Genomic DNA, 18,324 nt, shown 5'->3' with positions numbered 1-18,324 from the left:
AAATCAATGGCAGATAAAATCAGCAGCAAAGTAATTGGTATCGACCTCGGAACAACCAACTCCTGTCTCGCCGTCATGGAAGGCGGAAGCCCGATCGTTATCGCAAACTCCGAAGGATTCAGAACCACGCCGTCAGTCGTCGGCTTCTCCAAAGACGGCGAACGTCTTGTTGGAAACGTTGCAAAACGTCAGGCAATCACCAACCCGACCCGCACCATCAGCTCAATCAAACGTCACATGGGAACTGACTACGCAGTCGACATCGACGGCAAAAAATACTCGCCGCAGGAAATTTCCGCAATGATTCTGCAGAAACTCAAAGTCGATGCAGAGTCCTACCTCGGAGAAAAAGTCAAGAAGGCAGTCATCACCGTTCCCGCATACTTCAACGACGCACAGCGTCAGGCAACCAAAGATGCAGGAAAGATCGCAGGTCTTGAAGTCCTCCGTATCATCAACGAGCCGACAGCATCAGCTCTCGCCTACGGACTTGACAAAGAGAACGAGATCACCGTTCTTGTCTATGACCTTGGCGGAGGAACCTTCGATGTGTCCATCCTCACACTCGACGACGGACTCTTTGAAGTCAAATCGACCGCAGGAAACAACCGTCTCGGCGGCGACGACTTCGACCAGAGAGTCATCGACTACCTCGCAGACGAGTTCAAGAAGAAGGAAGGCGTTGACCTCAGAAAGGATCCGGTCGCCACCCAGCGGTTAAAGGATGCCGCAGAAAAGGCAAAGATCGAACTTTCCTCCCTGCAAAAGGCAAACATCAACCTGCCTTACATCACCGCAGACGCATCAGGACCCAAACACCTTGACATGGACTTAACCCGTGCAAAGTTCGAGCAGCTGATCGACGACCTCGTACAGAAAACGGTCGAGCCGGTCAAGCAGGCACTGCGTGACGCAAACCTCAACGCATCCGACATCAACCATGTGCTTCTCGTCGGTGGATCGACCCGTGTACCGGCAGTTGTGGACACGGTTCGCAAACTTCTCGGCAAAGAGCCTGACAAGAACATCAACCCTGACGAGTGTGTTGCTCTTGGTGCAGCAGTTCAGGGAGCGGTCCTTACCGGAGAGACCAAGGATGTTGTCCTTCTCGATGTTACCCCGCTGACTCTCGGCATTGAGACTCTCGGCGGCATTGCAACCAAACTCATCGAGAGAAACACTACCATCCCAACGAGAAAAAGTCAGATCTTCAGCACGGCAGCAGATAACCAGACCTCTGTTGAGATTCATGTCGTGCAGGGAGAACGTCAGTTCGCCCGCGACAACTTCAGCCTCGGCAAGTTCCAGCTGACCGGCATCCCTCCGGCACCACGCGGAATGCCGCAGATTGAAGTTACGTTCGACATCGATGCAAACGGTATCGTCCATGTCTCGGCAAAAGATCTCGGTACCGGTCACGAGCAGTCGATGACAATTACCGGCAGAAAAGATCTCAAGAATGATGAGATCGAGAAGATGGTCAACGATGCAAAGCAGTACGAGGAAGAGGACAAGAAGCGCCGCGAGGAGATTGAGCTCCGCAACAATGCGGACAACGCTGTCTATGCCGCAGAAAAACTCGTGAACGATAAAGAGACTGCTGACAAAATCGATGCCGAGGACAAGGAGAAGATTGAGGCAGCAGCAGCAGAGCTGAAAGAGGTTCTCGCGAAAGATGATGCACCAGCAGAAGATCTCAAAGCAAAGATGGATGCTCTGCAGGAAGTTGTGTTTGCGGTGACCTCGAAGATCTATCAGAAGGTCCAGCAGGAGCAGCAGGCACAGCAGGGTGCGGCTGGCGAAGGATGCGGACCTGACTGCAGCGGCGACTGCGGCAAGAGTGACGACAACGTGGTTGATGCAGACTACGAAGTAAAGAAGGACTAAATCCCTTCTTTTCAGGTGACCACATATGGGTTCGGAATCGTACTATGATGTTTTGGGTGTTCCCCGCACGGCAACGGAGACGGACATCAAAAAGGCATACCGCAACCTTGCCAAGAAGTATCACCCTGATGTCTGCAAGGACGCGGGAGCTGAGGAGAAGTTCAAGTCGATCAATGAGGCGTATTCGGTTCTGTCGGATGATGGAAAGCGCCGCCAGTATGATCAGTTAGGACACGAAAACTTCGCGAATGCTTCGAAGGGAAGCTACGGCGGCCCGGGCGGCGGTGGATATACTGCTGACTTCTCCGGGTTCGGCGACATCTTTGATTCGTTCTTTGGCGGGGGGGGAGGAGGACGCAGGTCCGGCCCCCGTCAGGGCGATGATCTGCTGATGCGTATCCAGATTACTCTTGAAGATGCGGTGTTTGGTGCGCAGAAAGAAATTGAGGTGATGCACACCGAGCAGTGCCCTGAGTGTGATGGTACCGGAAGCACGACGAAGAAAACAACGACCTGCCCGAAGTGCGGCGGAACCGGTCAGATCAAGCAGGTGAGAAACTCTATCTTCGGTCAGATGGTGACTGCTGCCCCTTGTCCGAACTGTGGCGGGCGCGGAAAAATCCCTGAGTCGGCCTGCAAAAAATGTAACGGAACCGGCCGGACGAAGGTCAGGCGAAAGGTTACCGTGCATGTGCCGCCGGGCATTGAGTCCGGGATGCGGCTTCGGATGGAGGGCTATGGCGAGGCCGGAGACTATGGAGCGCCAAACGGGGATCTCTATATTGAGGTGCGGGTCGCGTCAAACGCAAAGTTCGACCGCGAGGATGATGATCTGGTAACTCAGTATGAGATTACTCCGGCACAGGCAGCTCTCGGATGCGAGGTCGAGATCGAGACGCTGGATAAGAAGAAGGTGTCTCTGAAGATTCCGTCAGGCATTGCTTACGGCACACGTCTGAGGATTCCCGGCGAAGGAGTGCGGAGACGCGGAAACTTCGGCAATCTGTTGGTGAGGATTGTGATTGCAACACCAAAGAAGCTGTCTTCAGCAGAGCGGGAGTTGTATGAGCAGCTCTTAGCAGCGGAAGGAAATGCTCCGAAGGAGAGACCTGCAAAGGAGCCGAAGGAAGAGAAGAAGGAAAAGAGTTCTTCTGAGTCTGAGACACAAAAAGATGAGAAGAAAAAGAAGCGCGGCTTCTTTAAATAATATTTTTTTATGGATCAAAAACGCAGGCGAATTTTTTTCGCTGCGATTATTATTGTCGTGACTGTTTTATTTGTTCTCGCGGTACCTCCGCTGATGATTGTTTCTGCGATGACGTCAGGACATGTGAGTTATGAGCTGAGTAATTCTCCGATGCAGCAGATTTTTTCGCCAGAAAATTTTGGTCTTTCTTCGAACGAACAGTTTCTGACAACAGAAGACGGGTATCAGGTATGGATCTCTGAGGTGTCGCCAAAAAATCCGAAAGCTGTGATCATCTATTTGTCGGGAATTCATCAGCCTTCGGTGACGCAGTTTTACGGACATGCGAAGTTGATGGAGGAGAACGGTTATGCATCAGTTCTTCTGGAGGTTCGCGGGCACGGGAAGAGTGATGGCAGCCAAGTGTGTCTCGGATACGAGGAGACGGCGGATGTTGCTGCGGTGGTTTCGTACGTGCAAAGTCAGGAGAGATATGAGGGACTGCCGATTGTTTTGCACGGGGTTTCGATGGGCGGGGCCGCGGCAATAGTGGCGTTTGGGATGCTTGAGGATCTGAATGGTCTTATTGCGATGTCTGCGTACTCGTCGTTTGAGGATGTGGTGACTGATACGATGAAGGAGTATGGGATCCCTGATTTCCTCTGCGAGATTGAACGGCCGTTTGTGCGTGCGGCTCTGTGGCTGAATTTTGGGGACGTGGTGTATTCAGCAGTGCCGAAACTGCAAGCAGCACATATCGGTGATCGTCCGGCGTTGTTTGCGGCAGCGGCGTATGATCGCGAGGTGCCGCCAGTAAATCTGATGCGTCTCCGGGACGCTGCCCCTGCGTCTGCTGAGTTCTGGCTGCGTGAGTCAGGAGATCATTTTGTGGTACAGGGAAGTGATCTTTTGCATGTTTCCAAGGATCGTGAGTACTGCAGCCGCATTCTTTTGTTTATGGAGAGGGTTGTAGGGAACTGCTGAGTTTATTTTTCAAACGCTGCGGCTCTTAATTTACAAACCGAATTGTTTTAATGCATAGACGTCATTGTAGTTAGTGCAATCTTGCATCGATAGTGTAGTGGTTATCACTAGGCGTTGCCAACGCCTAAACTCGGGTTCGAGTCCCGGTCGATGCACTCTTTTTCTGATATGATTGTTGTTTTCGGTGTTGGAAATTCTCTGCATGGTGATGACGGAGCAGGGCCTGCTGTTGCTGAGAAAATTATTGCAGCAGGTCTGCCGGATGCTGTTGCCTACAACTGCGGAACGGCGCCGGAAAATTTTACCGGGTTGGTTCGCAGGATTCATCCTGAGTTATTGGTGATTGTGGATGCTGCGGAGATGGGGCTTCCGGCAGGATCGGTTAGGAGGATTCCTGAGGAGAGGATTCATGATACTGCGATTGGTACGCATATGATGGCGCTTTCACATTTGGTACGATTTTTGGCGGATGCTGCGGAGAGAATTGTGGTTGTCGGGGTGCAGCCTGGATGGATGGGGGAGGGAGAGGGGTTGAGTGATGCTGTGCGGGGAGGAGTGGAGGAGGTTGTTGGGGCTGTGCGGGAAGGGGGAGTGATGGGGATTATGGAGCTGTGAGGGATGGGGGAGTGATGGGGATTGTGGAGCTTGAAAAAAGATTTAGATAAAATTACGAGTATTGATGACCGTCCGGAAAACTATCTATATTTCAAATATGAGTGGCACACAGGACATCGTGAGTTTTTTGCAGGAACAAGAGTACCACAGAACGGACAATGATATGCTGTTGCACCATCGTGTCTTTTGTTTAGATAAGCATAAACAGCAAGGCCAGCCAAGATGACTACACTTGCGGTAGCAAGGGCAGTCACTATGTTACTATTATCACATGTTACCGGTTTGGAGGCTACCAGAGATTTTTGTGATTCATATGCATTTCTAATACTAATTCCATTTTCCACCAATCCTTCAATATTGTTTTGTATATTGAGATATGCTGACGAGTAAATTGTGTCTGGAGGATCATACACAGGTACAACTGCTTCCAAATCTACCCCATCAATAATGATGCCGCGAAAAGGATTTTTACCTTTGTTCGATCCCTTACCATTACTATCCTTAAGATTGTGAATGTAAAGTCCGACTACGCCCTTACCCATTCTCCAACTTTGTTCTATTTCGTATTTTACCCATTTTCGGTTGGAAGTTTCCTCACCGATGAGAACAATTGTACAGCTTCGCATCCTGAGATTGTCATTTATCCATTTCTTCACATTGGATTCACCAGTGCGTTTAATTTCTTCCCATTTGTTTGCAGAGAGCAATGGCGACCCGTCAAAAACACCAATGTGTCGAATCTGTTGCACTCTCCAGCTATCGTTTGCATAATGAAAACTGTAAAAGACTTGTCGTTTCATGAAAACTCCCTTATGAAATACAAAACATTATTCCTGCACCAATAATGACGATTACAACCAATGTAAGATAGAACGAAAGAAGTGTTCTTGAGAACACAACCCTAAGCCAGGATGCAACATCTGTTTGGAATCGAGATGGATTCAAATCGTATGGTTTGGTGAAATTTTTTTCCTCAATTCTAGCTTTAAGTAGCCATTCATACATTTTACGATACATTCGCTCCAACCGCAAAAAATATCCATCAAGTCCCCAAAATGCAAGAATGGGAATGATTAATAATAATAGAGATAGACAGGATCCCGATTCTTTGCCAAGTATTGCCCATGTAATTACAATAAGGGTAATTGACCAGCCTTTTATTAAAAAGGAGTTTTGAGCCATCCGAGAGATACAGTTTTGAATGAGATCAATCTCTTTGTGAAGAGAGGTGGTATCGTAGGAGGAGAGGGCATCTCTGATCTCATTCGTCATGATGATATCTTCGCCATAATACTATATTACTCTTTTATTGAGAGGATGCCATGATGTATGTGATATTCTCGTCCAGTTACTTCCTGTAAATAAGATATGATTTGGGATAGAGAGTTTGATGCTGGCTTCATGATCTCGTATGCTCCGCGAATCTGATCGTTGGAGTTGTACGCGTTGATAACCCTCTTTATCATGTCTTCAGAAAGATTCTTGTGAGAATATAGGCTACGGGCTGCGTTATTTGCCGATTCATAATTCCCTGCATGTTCAAATCTGTATAACGCCAGATTCAAGAATAACTTCTGAGAGCAGTCTGGATATAATTGGCAAAATTTATGATACAATTTATCCGCAATCTGTTCTGTATCACAAGTAAGGACTTGGAACTGGGAGAGAAATCCTTCGGGTTTCGCACCCAAACCGACTGGGATTATCGATATTTTACGGGCAATCGCAAAACCAATCTCCTGGTTTGTCCAAATGCTCTGGTGAAAATCTTCTGTAAGGAAAGCAATCATGATGTGCATGGAAGACAAAGCACTGCGAATTTCATCTGCCCATCGTTCTGATGGCTGAATATCATCCTCAGCAACAAAGGGGTTTATTCCCATTTCAGATAATTTTTCTTTTATTGATCGTATTAATGGGAGATTGGTACTGGAATAACTGAAAAAAACATGTATTGGAGAATCACCCCAAAGTCTTGCTTCGGTTGATGGCGATACAACAGGATTCTCCGAGAGCAATAAGCCTGTTTGTTCTCTCCAATCACCATCACTAGGGATCATAGAGATCATGACTGATATAATATCTCTATTGTCTGATAGAGAACATTTTTGGATGTCATTGAGAATCTGATCTTCAAGTTCTTTTTTTTCGTTTACACATGATAAATAGAGTTCTTTTGGTACGGATAATAGGAGCCTGTATTCGTAATATTCACTTAAGACATCATATCTACTTTGTAGGTCATGTTCAGCATTGACAATAATTTTTGCCAATAACAACTGTTCATTTTCCACATATTGAGCAGAAATCATTTCCAAATATTGATCTAATTTTTCTTCCATGGTTATGTGTTTATTTGTAGATATAGTCTGATAGCAACTAAAGTAGCAGGCACGTGTACCTCTATTACTTATTCAATAATGCATTTAGATAATAATTAGCCTTCCTCGTTATATCATAATACCAAACAATCCATCTATTCACCTGGTTAATATTATAATATCTTTCTGCGCACACATCTTTACCTGTCTCTTTATCATATACACCTAATGCCAGAACTCCCCATAGATTCTGTTCATCCAGTGATCCGTACCATTTTTCTGTCCGAGTGATATTCTCTCTGTTGTAGTGGTTATTCCAGTAAATTGTCGGATCAAAATACATCCATTCCCCATTTATCTTAACTTCGACCCATGCATGGTTTTGGAAATTATCTGCATACTCTGCCCAAACTTTTCGAGTCTCAAAACCAGAACGATTGACCACATACCCAAACAGAGCTGTAAGTTCCCCACAAGCACCTATCTTATGATATGCTATCCAATGCGGATCATTCTGATATTTTCCACTAACTGCACGAATTCTTCCGTCTTCGTCATAGATGTAGTCAGCGTTGATTTTCTGTGTTCCATTGTATGATTTATTCCATTTCAGGTATTCGAGATCATTTGTAAAATTATCTATTTCCCATGTGGCTATTGCTGTAAGTTTATCAATTGGATCAGGGATAGTCTCTGATTTAACGAGAATTGATTGAATTTCCTCTTCAGCCATCAGATAATATTCATTAGAATACTGAGTGGAGAAATAGTTCTCAATTTGTGATTCAGGGACCTCGTTCAAATATGTCGATACGGTAAGAAAAATTACGAGTAGACACAACAGTAGCACTACAAGGAAAAAGAATGTGTCTCTCTGTTTTTTCACTTCATCGAGTAAGTTTTTTTCATCAATACCTTCGAGATCTCTATCCAGCAGTTTTGTAATCCGTTTCATGATCCATGTTATCATATGATGTTTTTCAACCCCTAATCAAGTTCTATAGTATTATCCATTCATTTTGGTAATAATGAATTTCCATAATTAGAAAGAAATATATTATCGCATTTATTATTCATTCTCTGTTCCAAAGTGATCCCATTACCAGATTCACTCTCTCCAATAATTCAGAGGACGGAACCGATACTTTGGAGCTCTTTAAACATTAAATATTTTCTCTGAATGTGCTCCATGGTAATTGCTTTATCAGACCCAATTCCTTGGAATTCAGAGAGATGATATTGTACTCAAGAGTAATAGAACCATTTTGGATAATTCTCCGATGCTACTTTGAAAAGATGTTGATTGAAAATCACCAACCCGAACACCAAATATCTACCATAAGACTGCCTGACCATTGAGAAGTTACCCTCCCCCTCTACTCACCCACACACCCGCTTTTTCCTCAGCAACCGATTATACGTCACCGCAAACCGATGCGCCTCATCACGAACCTCCTGCAGATACATATTCGCCCGCGTCTTCTTTCCAAACGGCAGCGGGAACGGAACACCTGACACAAACACCTCCTCCTCACTCTTCGCCAGAGAAATCACCGGCACATCAACCTCCAGCTCATCCAACACCCGCTTCGCAGACGACAACTGCCCTTTTCCTCCATCGATTAAAATCAGATCAGGCAGCTCCTTCTCCTCAGAAACCAGCCGCGAGTACCGCCTTCGCACAACCTCAGCCATCGACGAAAAATCATCAATACCGTCAACCGTCTTAATCCGAAACCTCCGGTAGTTCTTCTTATCAGGCCGACCGTTTCGGAACTGCACCATCGAGGCAACCGTATCGGTCCCTGACAGATGCGAAATATCAAAACACTCAATCACCCGCGGAGCATCCGCAAGATGCAGAGCCTTTCGCAGCTCCTCCACCCGAATCTCATCACCGAAGTGCACCGTCTCGATATTCTTCTTCGCAAGCTCCAGCAGCTTCGCCTTCTCCCCGATCTTTGGCACCGTCACAACCACCTTTCTTTTCGCAATCGTTCCAAGATACAAAGCAAGCCCCTCATCCACAGCTTCTGGCACAATCACCTCCCTTGGAGCAGGATGGTCCGAGTAAAACTGTACCAGAAACTCCTCGAAAAACCCATCCGACTCCTCGAAAATAAACTCCTCGCGTCCCCCGAGCGTCCCCTTATACACATGGAACACCATCAGAAACACCGTCCCCTCAGAAACAATAAAATGAATCACATCCTCATCATAATCCTTCTGTCGCGACACATACTGCCGTGACGAAAGATGCGTCACCGCAGTAATCACATCCCGGCACCGCATCGCAGCCTCAAACTCCATAGCATCCGCATACTGATTCATCTCGGAAGTCAGAGAACCGATCAGCTCCGCAGTCTTTCCTTTCAGCACCGCCTCGGCCTGCGAACACTGGAGAGCGTAGCCCTCGGCACTCACATGTCCGGCACAGGGGCCGGTACAGTTTCCGATATGAAACCGCAGACACGCACGATGATTCCTTGGCATACTCTTGCAGGACCGAAGACGAAACGTTTTTTTGACCACGGTCATCACATAATCCCGTTCCTTCCCCGAAACAAACGGCCCGAAAAACTGTCCCGCACCCTTCGCCTTTCTGGCAATCGTAATTCGAGGGAACGTCTCCTTCGTCAGCTCAATATATGCATAGCTCTTCGCATCCCGCAGATCGATATTATACTTCGGCTGATGACGCTTGATGAGGCTGTTCTCCAGAAGATACGCCTCCTCATCAGTCCGGGTAACAATATACTCCACATCCGCAATCGTTTGCACCAGCTTCTGCGTCTTTGGATCATGATCCCGTTTCTGAAAGTAGGACGACACCCGTTTTCGCAGATCCTTCGCCTTGCCCACATAAATGATCCTCCCTGTGCTGTCTTTGTAAAGATAACAGCCAGGGCTGTGCGGAATATCAGCAAGAGAAAACGGCGGAGACACCAGATTCATTCGTAGGATAATCATTCGATTGGTGAAATTAAATAGTAACTCCTTCCTGCATCCAGGGGTCACGAAGTGCCAAAGACCCTCGCAGACGAAAATCATTTTTTCCTGCAAAAAAACTCCCGATTCTGCGCGGAAGAGAATATCATCTCACAAAAAAACGAATTCCTCCATTCTCCAAAAAAATAATCCGTACAAACACTGCTGACCCCTATATATGTCAATGCATCGTGACAAAAAATACAGCATGATATCTGAAATTTTTATATAAATATATCCAATGTAACAAAAAATTCATCATAATTTGTCACGATTGATATGGTTTTATTAACACAAAGAGAATAGTTCAGCATACAACCAGAAACGTTGTAAAATCACAGGTGAAAACTATGGAACCAACAGATACTCTGTCCGTCCTGATAATCGGGGCCGACACAAAATCCGGCAGTGCCTTTGCACGTAACATGCAGGCACTCATTGATCATCTGAAAAATGATGAAATGAACGTGATCTGTGTCGAAACCTTTGAAGGACTCAAGGACGGATTCATTGCAAATGGCGCAATGGCAGACTGCGTAATGATCGACTGGAAAGCACAGAGTGCCAAAGATCTGATCAAACTCATCCGGGAACATAATAAATACGTCAGCATTTTTCTGCTCACCGAACCCGGAGACCTCGCCTCGCTTCCGCTTGACGTCTTCTCCACCATCGACGAGTACGCATGGATTCTCGGAGACACTCCCGAGTTCATCGCAGGAAGAGTCAAATCCGCATCCCGCAAATATCGCAAAGCAATTCTTCCGCCGATGTTTGGCGCACTCATGGACTTCTCCGAAGACTTTGAGTACTCCTGGCACACCCCGGGCCATACCGCAGGAACTGCGTTCCTCAAATCCCCGATCGGCAAACTTTTCTACGAATTCTACGGAGAACAGACCTTCCGCTCTGACCTTTCCATCTCGGTCGGCGAACTCGGCAGTCTGCTTGACCACTCAGGTCCGATCGGTGAAGCAGAAGAGTATGCTGCAAAAGTTTTTGGCGCCGACATGACCTTCTTTGTCACGAACGGCACCTCCACCTCAAACCGTGTCGTCCAGGGAGCAATAGTCGCCCCAAAGGAAGTCGTGTTTGTTGACAGAAACTGTCACAAATCTCTCGAACAGGCGTTCACCCTTGACCATGGCATTCCGGTTTACATGATTCCAACCAGAAACCGGTACGGAATCTTAGGGCCCATCCCGGAACGCGAGATGGATCCGAAAAATCTTGCAAAGAAACTTGCCGAACACCCGCTTGGATCCAAAGCCGAGAACAAAACTCCGGTCGTGGCAGTTGTCACCAACTCCACGTATGATGGTGTCTGTTACGACGCAGTCCATGCCGAAGACCTTCTTGGCAAGACCGTCAACACCATCCACTTCGATGAAGCATGGTACGGCTACGCAAAGTTCAACAAAATGTACGCCGGAAGATTCGGCATGCATGACGACAGCCGTCCGGCAGCAGACCGACCGACCGTCATCACCACGCAGTCCACGCACAAACTGCTTGCCGCACTCTCGCAGGCATCGATGATCCATATCAAGAACGGAAAGCAGCCGCTCGAACACGCACTCTTCAACGAGTCGTTCATGATGCATGCATCCACCTCTCCGCAGTACAGCATCATCGCATCCCTCGACGTCTCCTCCAAGATGATGGACATGGGCGGCGACGCACTCATGCAGGAAGCAATCGATGAAGCAGTCAGGTTCCGTCAGATGATGGCACGGGCCTGCGGCGAACTCGGCATCTGCAAAGCAGGCAACTGGTGGTTCAAGGCATGGCAGCCAGAGACGGTCACTATGCCCGGAGGCAAGAAGGTCGCGTTCGAAGCAGCAGACCCCGAAGTCCTCGCACGAACCCCGAGCTGCTGGACACTCAAACCCGGAGATGCCTGGCACGGTTTCCCGGAGATGTCCGAGAACTGGGCAATGCTTGACCCGATCAAAGTCACCATCCTGACACCAGGAATGAATGATGACGGAACCCATGCAGAGTTTGGTATTCCGGCAGCAGTTGTGCTCGCCTACCTTGACACGAGGGGAATCATCAACGAAAAGTCCGGCGACTACAATATTCTGTTCCTGTTCTCGATGGGAGTCACCAAAGGAAAGTGGGGAACCCTTATGTCGGCACTCTTCGACTTCAAGCGTCTGTTCGATGCAGACACGCCACTCGAAGTTGTCCTGCCGGACCTGGTCAAATCCCATCCGGAACGCTACGGCGGCATGACGCTGAAGAGTCTCGCAAAAGAGATGCATGAACAGATCAAATCCACCCGTCAGACCCAGCTTGCGAACGAAGCATGTGCGGTTATGCCGACTCCGGTTATGACGCCGGCAGATGCCCACCGTTATATTGTCAAGTCCCAGGTCGAACAGCTGCCGGTCGATAAAATGGCAAACCGTGTTGTTGCAACCGGAGTTGTTCCGTATCCGCCGGGAATTCCCATGCTGATGCCCGGAGAAAATGCAGGAAAAGCTGATGGTCCGATTCTGATGTACCTGAAGACCCTGCAGGAGTTTGACCGCAAGTTCCCCGGATTTGCCCATGACACTCATGGAGTAGAGGCAATTGATGGAACGTATTACATCTACTGTTTAAAGGAGTAACTGAATTATGGCTGATTCACCTTCCGCCGCAGGCACCGCATCCGGTGCCTCGGCGAAAAAATTAAGCACCAACAAGAAGCTTGGCGTCATCTCCCTTGCCATGATCAACGTCGCGGCAGTTCTGAGTCTGAGGAACTTCCCGACGATGGCAATGGAAGGATGGAGCATGATCTTCTGGTATGTGCTGTTTACCGTATGTTTCCTGATTCCAACAGCTCTCGTTGCTGCTGAACTTGCCTCTACCTGGCCGAAAGCCGGTGGTATTTACGCCTGGGTTAAGGAGGCATACCCGGGAGATGGTAGTTTTATTACTATCTGGTGTTCCTGGGTGAACAATCTGGTATGGTTCCCAACGGTCGTGTCCTTCTTTGCGGCAACGCTGGCGTACGCGATTCTCGCACCCTACCTTGGCGACAACCATCTCTACATGGCAATTGTGATGCTCGCCTGTTTCTGGGGAGTTACTCTGTTTAACTTCGTCAGCACAGCGAGAAGCTCAACCACGCTGTCAACGGTTGGTACCTTCTTTGGTTCGCTGATTCCTATCGGCATCATTGTGGTGCTGATGATTGTCTGGCTTGCACTCGGCAATCCGAACGCTCTTGGTATGCCGACGGTAGAGAATATGCTGCCTTCGATGAACATGAGTACGGTGACCTTTGCGGCAAGTCTTGTTCTGATGTTTGCCGGTATGGAAATGGCCGGATATCATGCACGCGAAACTGAGAATCCGAAGCGTGATTATCCGATTGCAATGTTTATTGCAGCAGCAATTATCTGTATCATGTCCATTCTTGGTACGCTTGCGGTCGGTGTTGTTATTCCGATGACCGATGTAAGCCTGAATGCAGGTATTGTGCAGACGTTCCTCGCGATGTTCACCGCGTTCAATATTGAGTGGCTGATTGTCCCTGTCTCGATTATGATCGCGATTGGTGTTATCGCTCAGCTGTCTACCTGGGTTGTCGGTCCTGCAAAAGGTCTTCAGCCAGCGGCAATGACGGGCGATCTTCCGCCAATCTTCCGCAAGGTGAACAAGCACGGTATGCCGACCGGTGTACTGGTTGTCCAGGCAATTATTTCCTCAATCTTTGCGATCGCAATGATTGCAATCCCCTCGATTAATCAGGGATACTGGGTCTTAACGGCTATGACTTCACTGATTAACGGAGTGATGTACATGTTCCTGTTCGCAGCGTTCATTAAGCTGCGGAGGACCAAGCCTGATGTTGAGCGTCCGTACAAACTTCCGGGAGGAAAGTTCGGTATGTGGCTTGTGGGCGGTGTTGCTCTTGTGACACTGGTCTTTGCCTTCGTGGTCGGACTTCTGCCGGAGACAAATGGTGCGGCGTTCGGACTGGACGAGACGATCATGTATGTGGTCAGTATGCTGGTAGCAGTTCTGGCAATTATTCTCCTGCCGCCGATGATTCTGCGGAAGCTGAAGAAGCCTTCCTGGAAGCCGAGCGAAGAGGAGTACAAGGCCTGGCTCGCTGAAGATGGGGAGTGAGTGACTCCTCTTCCACCTCTTTTTTTTCGTTTAGATCTGTTTGGAGTAATTTTTTCAATAGGAGTTACGCGGTGTGATTCTGTGAAGTGACGTACGACCTCGGAAGAGTTATTTTTCAACGTGGTACTGCTTTGAGATTTTTTGAAACACGAACCACACGAAACAGGAATTGTGTCCAGATGTTTTTTACAAGATAGTGATTGTCGCCAACAGTGATGATCTTTTTTCGATTGGATAATTTTTTTTCATACCTGAGTTCGGCTCTCGAAAAAGTTCTCCATTCCCCTCTCATTATCTAAATCAAAGAATCTTCCAGAAGACAGATGCCTTGGAAAATCGGCTACAAATAGCGGATTATAAAGCAGAGACGGGCTGACATCCCAGGGAATGGCCCAACTGACAGGAGTCAGAAGAATAGGTTCTGCAACTGATCCTCCGGATACTTCTGTTTGGCATTTGGTGATATAGGTTATGCCATAGGGAATCAGGAGATGGGCGGTGGTCTTTTTCACACTGGCAATGAGGAGAAGATTGAGTGAAACATTCTCTATCTCAGGAGTTATGGTAACTCCGGTAATCATCACCAACTCGGGCGGCATCGAAAGCGGAGGAGTATAACCACGCAGGTCGGGCAGGGATTCTGAAATGATGTGTGACTGATGAAATGCTGCATCAAGATTTTTCACCGGCAGGGATGTTGATCGAAATGCCAACACAGTACCGTTATCTGTCGTCCGAACTTCAGATGTCCAGCCGTCAAACTGCTGAGAGTATATGCTGTCCGGAAACATTGACTCGTTGCGCATCTGCGGAAGCGGGACAAGAATTTCTACCTGCTCAGTGATATTGGCATCTTCGAGTCCGGTGATTGAAACAGTATAGAGCTTTTCTCCATTGAAGTAACTGAGGACAGCATATGGACCAAAATACATCCATGCCGGAGCGGTGAGGATGAGAATCACGATAAAAATAGTGAGAAGGAGTCGTTTGGGATTATGCATGCATACTTCCTCTTGCATCGGAAACAGATTTTATTTGTCAAACCGATTTTTCGTACTGCTACTTATGCACAGTAACGAAGATAAATGTATTGAGCATGGAATCATAATGAGAGAAAAACGAAACATCATGCAAAGCAAAATACAAAAAATATTATTCACATGATATTTTTCTACGGAAAAAATATTTACAAAAAAGGTTAGAGCGGGAAGGTGACAACTTTGTCACCGACAATCGTACCCGAGAAACATCCGTCGAGTAATGCCTGACAGATGAGTGACGGGTCGCGGCCGTCGATGACGACGAGTGGGATGCCGGAGCGTTCGGTTATTTTTGCAGCGACCAGATCGATCACCATGTTGCTGCCGGCACAGAGTTTCTCTTTCATGATCAGATCGATCAGTCCCTGCGGGCTGAGCGTATCGTACTTGGCGGCGCACGGATCTTTCTTCGGGTCGGCAGAGTAGATGCCGTCAATGGCGGTCATGTTGATCATCATCGATGATTTGGTCTCTTCCGCAAGACATGCGGCGACCGCATCAGTAGTCTGCCCTGGAGTAACGCCGCCCATCACCACAATCTTGCCGGTCAGGGCAAACTCTTTTGCTTCCATATAGGACTCGGCAACTCTCGGATATGCATACTCGCCAAGAGCCGAGATGAGAAGTCTTGCATTAATGCGGGTGATTAAAATGCCGAACTCGTCAGCAGATGCCTCGTCAAGCCCGATGTCACGACACACGTTGATATATCTGCGGGCTTCCCCACCCCCGCCCACAACGGCAAATACCTGATGATCGGCTTTGACCAGTTTTTTGAGTGCGTCTGCCCACTCCATCAGCCGATGGGTGTCAAGTGTCGGTACCAGAACCGATCCTCCAACTGAGATTACAACCCGCGTCATGAAAATTCCTTATATATTTGTTCAGTCCTTGCATATATGTCCTATTGGATTGATGCCGCCGAGGCTGGGAACAAAAAGAAAAACGCAGGAAAAGTTTCTCACTCCTCAGTCTTTGGAAACGTCAGACCCCAGATGATGAGAAGGATAAACACGACAACAATGGTTCCACCAACAGCGATGACAGTAATGTCAGGGAGACCGAGAATCATTGGTAAACACTCTTACCTGAAATGACATAAGATATTTGATCGAACTAAAAAAAGTTATTTGGTAAGTTTTCTCGGGTGCAGGAACGGGCCGGTATAGGTATCGTTGAGAGCCTCGTCCGAATTTTTCTTGGTCATAAAACTCACGACAACCATCGTAATAATCGAGAGAGCCAGTGCATAAATCGAGAAGTGCATCGGCAGCTTCTCGACAAACTGATAGTAGTAGCCAAGACCGACTGCGGAAACAAGACCAACAGCCATACTCGCGATCGCTCCGGCAGCGGTTGCACGTCTCCAGTAGAGTCCTGCGAGAAGCGGAACTGCAAACGAGCAGAGCATCAGACCGATTCCAACCCAGATCAGGAAGGCAAGCATCTCCGGCGGATTGATTGCAAGAATCAGGGAGACAACTGCTGCGATCAGCACACAAATCTGGCTGACGAGGACCACCTGTTTCTCACTTGCCTTGGGTTTGAGCATAGTCTTGAAGATGTTCCAGGAGAACTCTGTTCCAACCGTGAGCATCAGTCGGTCGGTTGTTGACATGACTGCGGAAAGAACGATGACCGCGAACAATCCGGTGATGAAGATGCTCGGGGCTGCTGCCTGAATGCCGTACATCAGAGCGAAGTCCTGAGCATTGGCTGATGTGATCATGTCAAGTTTTCCGTCCTCTGCCATGACACGAACTCCCATGCCGGAGAGTTTGACTAAGAACATGATGACAAGGTAGATGCCGAACGCGACAAGCGGCGACCACTTGAAGTAGGAGACCTTTTTCGCGGCAAAGACGTTGGACATGATGTGGGGAGCACAGGCAAGTCCAACTATCAATAAAATTCCAAACGAGAACAAGAACTCAGGCGTACAGTAGGCGTACGAGGCATAAGCACTCGGGAATGCCGGCATGACAAGGTTCGGGTCGATCGATGCAAGCACAGTATTAATGTGTTCGAGACCGCCTGCGTAGCTGAGAATGAACGGGGAGACGAGAAGAACACCGAAGATGAGGATGAGTCCCTGCACGAGTCCGGTCCATGATACTGCGTAAAGTCCGCCGATCACGGTGTAGACGGTGATGATTATTCCTGAGATGAGGAGTGCCTGCCAGTGTTCGATGCCGAACACCCAGATAAGTACGATGCTGATGGCGGTGTACTGACCGACGAGGTAGACGAGACTGACGGCGATGCTTGCAAGTGCAGAGAGTGCTCGAAGTTCGCGATTGTTTTCATACCTGACGGCGAAGTAGTCTTCGATGGTCATGCATCCTTTTTCTCTGCCGACTTTATTGAGTTTGGATCCAAAGAAGATGATACAGAAGACTGCTGCGAGGGGAACGAAGATCTGTTCCCAGATGCCGGGCCAGCCTGAGGTGTAGCCAAATCCGCTGCTGCCGACGAGCGTCATTCCACTGCATATGGAGCAGACGATTAAGAGGGTGAAGAGCCAGAAGCCGAGGCTTCGTCCGGCGAGCATGTAGTCTTCAGAGTTTTTGATCTTTTTGGAGGCCCAGATGCCGATACCAAGCAGTACGACAAAGTAGACGACGATTAAGGCGAGGGTGATGAATGTGCTTTCCTGAGCAAGGGCCATGGGTTATTCCTCCTCTCCTTTGGGGAAGGTGAGGCCCCAGACGATGAGGAGGATAAAGACGACAACTATTGTTCCGCCAACGGTGTAGACGGTGATGTCAGGTAATCCAAGAATCATACTATAAGAGTGACACGTGTTGTCATATAACATATTCGGTTTGTGGTGAGATGGGATGCCTTGGCCGCATGCAGCTCCGCCCACGGAAAAACAGAAAACACGGAGCTTTCACGGAGAAAACATCACGGAGCAGACGTGAACAGCACGGAAAGGAATTATTTTAGATTTTTCGTGTTTAAAAATATTCATCAACGGGTAACTTCCAACGAAATAATTTCGTGAGATCATTGCTTATGACGAGATGGAATTTTTTTCTTTTTTTCTTACTACTACTACTACTACTACTACTACTACTACTACTACTACTACTACTACTACTACTACTACTACTACTACTACTACTACTACTACTACTACTACTACTACTACTACTACTACTACTACTACTAC

General features: G+C 47.8%; 14 protein-coding genes and 1 tRNA gene. 7 read left to right on the top strand and 8 right to left on the bottom strand.

From position 1 onward, the window contains the following. Window positions 1-6 precede the first annotated feature (6 nt). From dnaK to McpCs1_RS03565, 5 genes are all read left to right on the top strand, one after another. Window positions 7-1,887, top strand: a complete 1,881-nt coding sequence (dnaK, locus tag McpCs1_RS03585) for a molecular chaperone DnaK (protein ID WP_338095890.1) — start codon at window positions 7-9, stop codon at window positions 1,885-1,887. A 25-nt stretch (window positions 1,888-1,912) separates the two neighbouring features. Next, window positions 1,913-3,094 (top strand): molecular chaperone DnaJ, encoded by a 1,182-nt coding sequence (dnaJ, locus tag McpCs1_RS03580; protein ID WP_338095889.1) that lies wholly within the window; start codon window positions 1,913-1,915, stop codon window positions 3,092-3,094. A 57-nt stretch (window positions 3,095-3,151) separates the two neighbouring features. Continuing rightward, window positions 3,152-4,057 (top strand): alpha/beta hydrolase, encoded by a 906-nt coding sequence (locus McpCs1_RS03575; RefSeq protein WP_338095888.1) that lies wholly within the window; start codon window positions 3,152-3,154, stop codon window positions 4,055-4,057. A gap of 83 nt (window positions 4,058-4,140) precedes the next feature. Then, a tRNA-Gly gene (locus tag McpCs1_RS03570) sits at window positions 4,141-4,212 on the top strand. A 13-nt stretch (window positions 4,213-4,225) separates the two neighbouring features. After that, window positions 4,226-4,672, top strand: coding sequence for a hydrogenase 3 maturation endopeptidase HyCI (locus McpCs1_RS03565; RefSeq protein WP_338095887.1), 447 nt, complete (start codon window positions 4,226-4,228; stop codon window positions 4,670-4,672). Between the two features lie 80 nt (window positions 4,673-4,752). Here McpCs1_RS03565 and McpCs1_RS03560 read toward each other — a convergent pair whose 3' ends face one another. From McpCs1_RS03560 to uvrC, 5 genes are all read right to left on the bottom strand, one after another. Next, complete coding sequence (locus McpCs1_RS03560; RefSeq protein ID WP_338095886.1) at window positions 4,753-5,472, bottom strand: TIR domain-containing protein; 720 nt, start codon at window positions 5,470-5,472, stop codon at window positions 4,753-4,755. A gap of 10 nt (window positions 5,473-5,482) precedes the next feature. After that, entirely contained in the window at window positions 5,483-5,944 is a 462-nt protein-coding gene (locus McpCs1_RS03555) for a hypothetical protein (protein WP_338095885.1), read from the bottom strand. 26 nt (window positions 5,945-5,970) lie between these two features. Continuing rightward, the gene (locus McpCs1_RS03550; RefSeq protein ID WP_338095884.1) at window positions 5,971-7,014 is read right to left on the bottom strand and encodes a toll/interleukin-1 receptor domain-containing protein; all 1,044 of its coding nucleotides are present in this window, start codon (window positions 7,012-7,014) and stop codon (window positions 5,971-5,973) included. Window positions 7,015-7,078: 64 nt separating this feature from the next. After that, window positions 7,079-7,948: a transglutaminase domain-containing protein gene (locus McpCs1_RS03545; protein ID WP_338095883.1), complete on the bottom strand. Its 870-nt coding sequence runs from the start codon at window positions 7,946-7,948 to the stop codon at window positions 7,079-7,081. 425 nt (window positions 7,949-8,373) lie between these two features. Beyond that, window positions 8,374-9,948, bottom strand: a complete 1,575-nt coding sequence (gene uvrC, locus McpCs1_RS03540; protein ID WP_338095882.1) for an excinuclease ABC subunit UvrC — start codon at window positions 9,946-9,948, stop codon at window positions 8,374-8,376. A gap of 383 nt (window positions 9,949-10,331) precedes the next feature. On the opposite strand from uvrC, the gene McpCs1_RS03535 reads away from it, so the two are divergent. Together McpCs1_RS03535 and McpCs1_RS03530 are read left to right on the top strand one after the other, a co-directional pair. Further along, on the top strand, window positions 10,332-12,599 hold the full coding sequence (locus tag McpCs1_RS03535) for an Orn/Lys/Arg family decarboxylase (protein WP_338095881.1): 2,268 nt from the start codon (window positions 10,332-10,334) through the stop codon (window positions 12,597-12,599). A 7-nt stretch (window positions 12,600-12,606) separates the two neighbouring features. Continuing rightward, entirely contained in the window at window positions 12,607-14,109 is a 1,503-nt protein-coding gene (locus McpCs1_RS03530) for an amino acid permease (RefSeq protein ID WP_338095880.1), read from the top strand. Window positions 14,110-14,354: 245 nt separating this feature from the next. Here McpCs1_RS03530 and McpCs1_RS03525 read toward each other — a convergent pair whose 3' ends face one another. The 3 genes from McpCs1_RS03525 to McpCs1_RS03515 form a co-directional block, all read right to left on the bottom strand. Next, window positions 14,355-15,110 carry a hypothetical protein gene (locus McpCs1_RS03525; RefSeq protein ID WP_338095879.1) on the bottom strand — a complete coding sequence of 252 codons (756 nt, stop codon included), beginning with the start codon at window positions 15,108-15,110 and terminating at the stop codon, window positions 14,355-14,357. A gap of 197 nt (window positions 15,111-15,307) precedes the next feature. Then, on the bottom strand, window positions 15,308-16,012 hold the full coding sequence (gene pyrH / locus McpCs1_RS03520) for a UMP kinase (protein ID WP_338095878.1): 705 nt from the start codon (window positions 16,010-16,012) through the stop codon (window positions 15,308-15,310). Window positions 16,013-16,275: 263 nt separating this feature from the next. Further along, window positions 16,276-17,817, bottom strand: a complete 1,542-nt coding sequence (locus tag McpCs1_RS03515) for a sodium:solute symporter family protein (RefSeq protein ID WP_338095877.1) — start codon at window positions 17,815-17,817, stop codon at window positions 16,276-16,278. Window positions 17,818-18,324 lie beyond the last annotated feature (507 nt).

Origin of the sequence: Methanorbis rubei (genome assembly GCF_032714495.1) — an archaeon.
Taxonomy (GTDB): Archaea; Halobacteriota; Methanomicrobia; order Methanomicrobiales; family Methanocorpusculaceae; genus Methanocorpusculum; species Methanocorpusculum rubei.
Note: the sequence above shows the minus strand (reverse complement) of the source record. Positions and strands in the feature narration are given on the sequence as shown.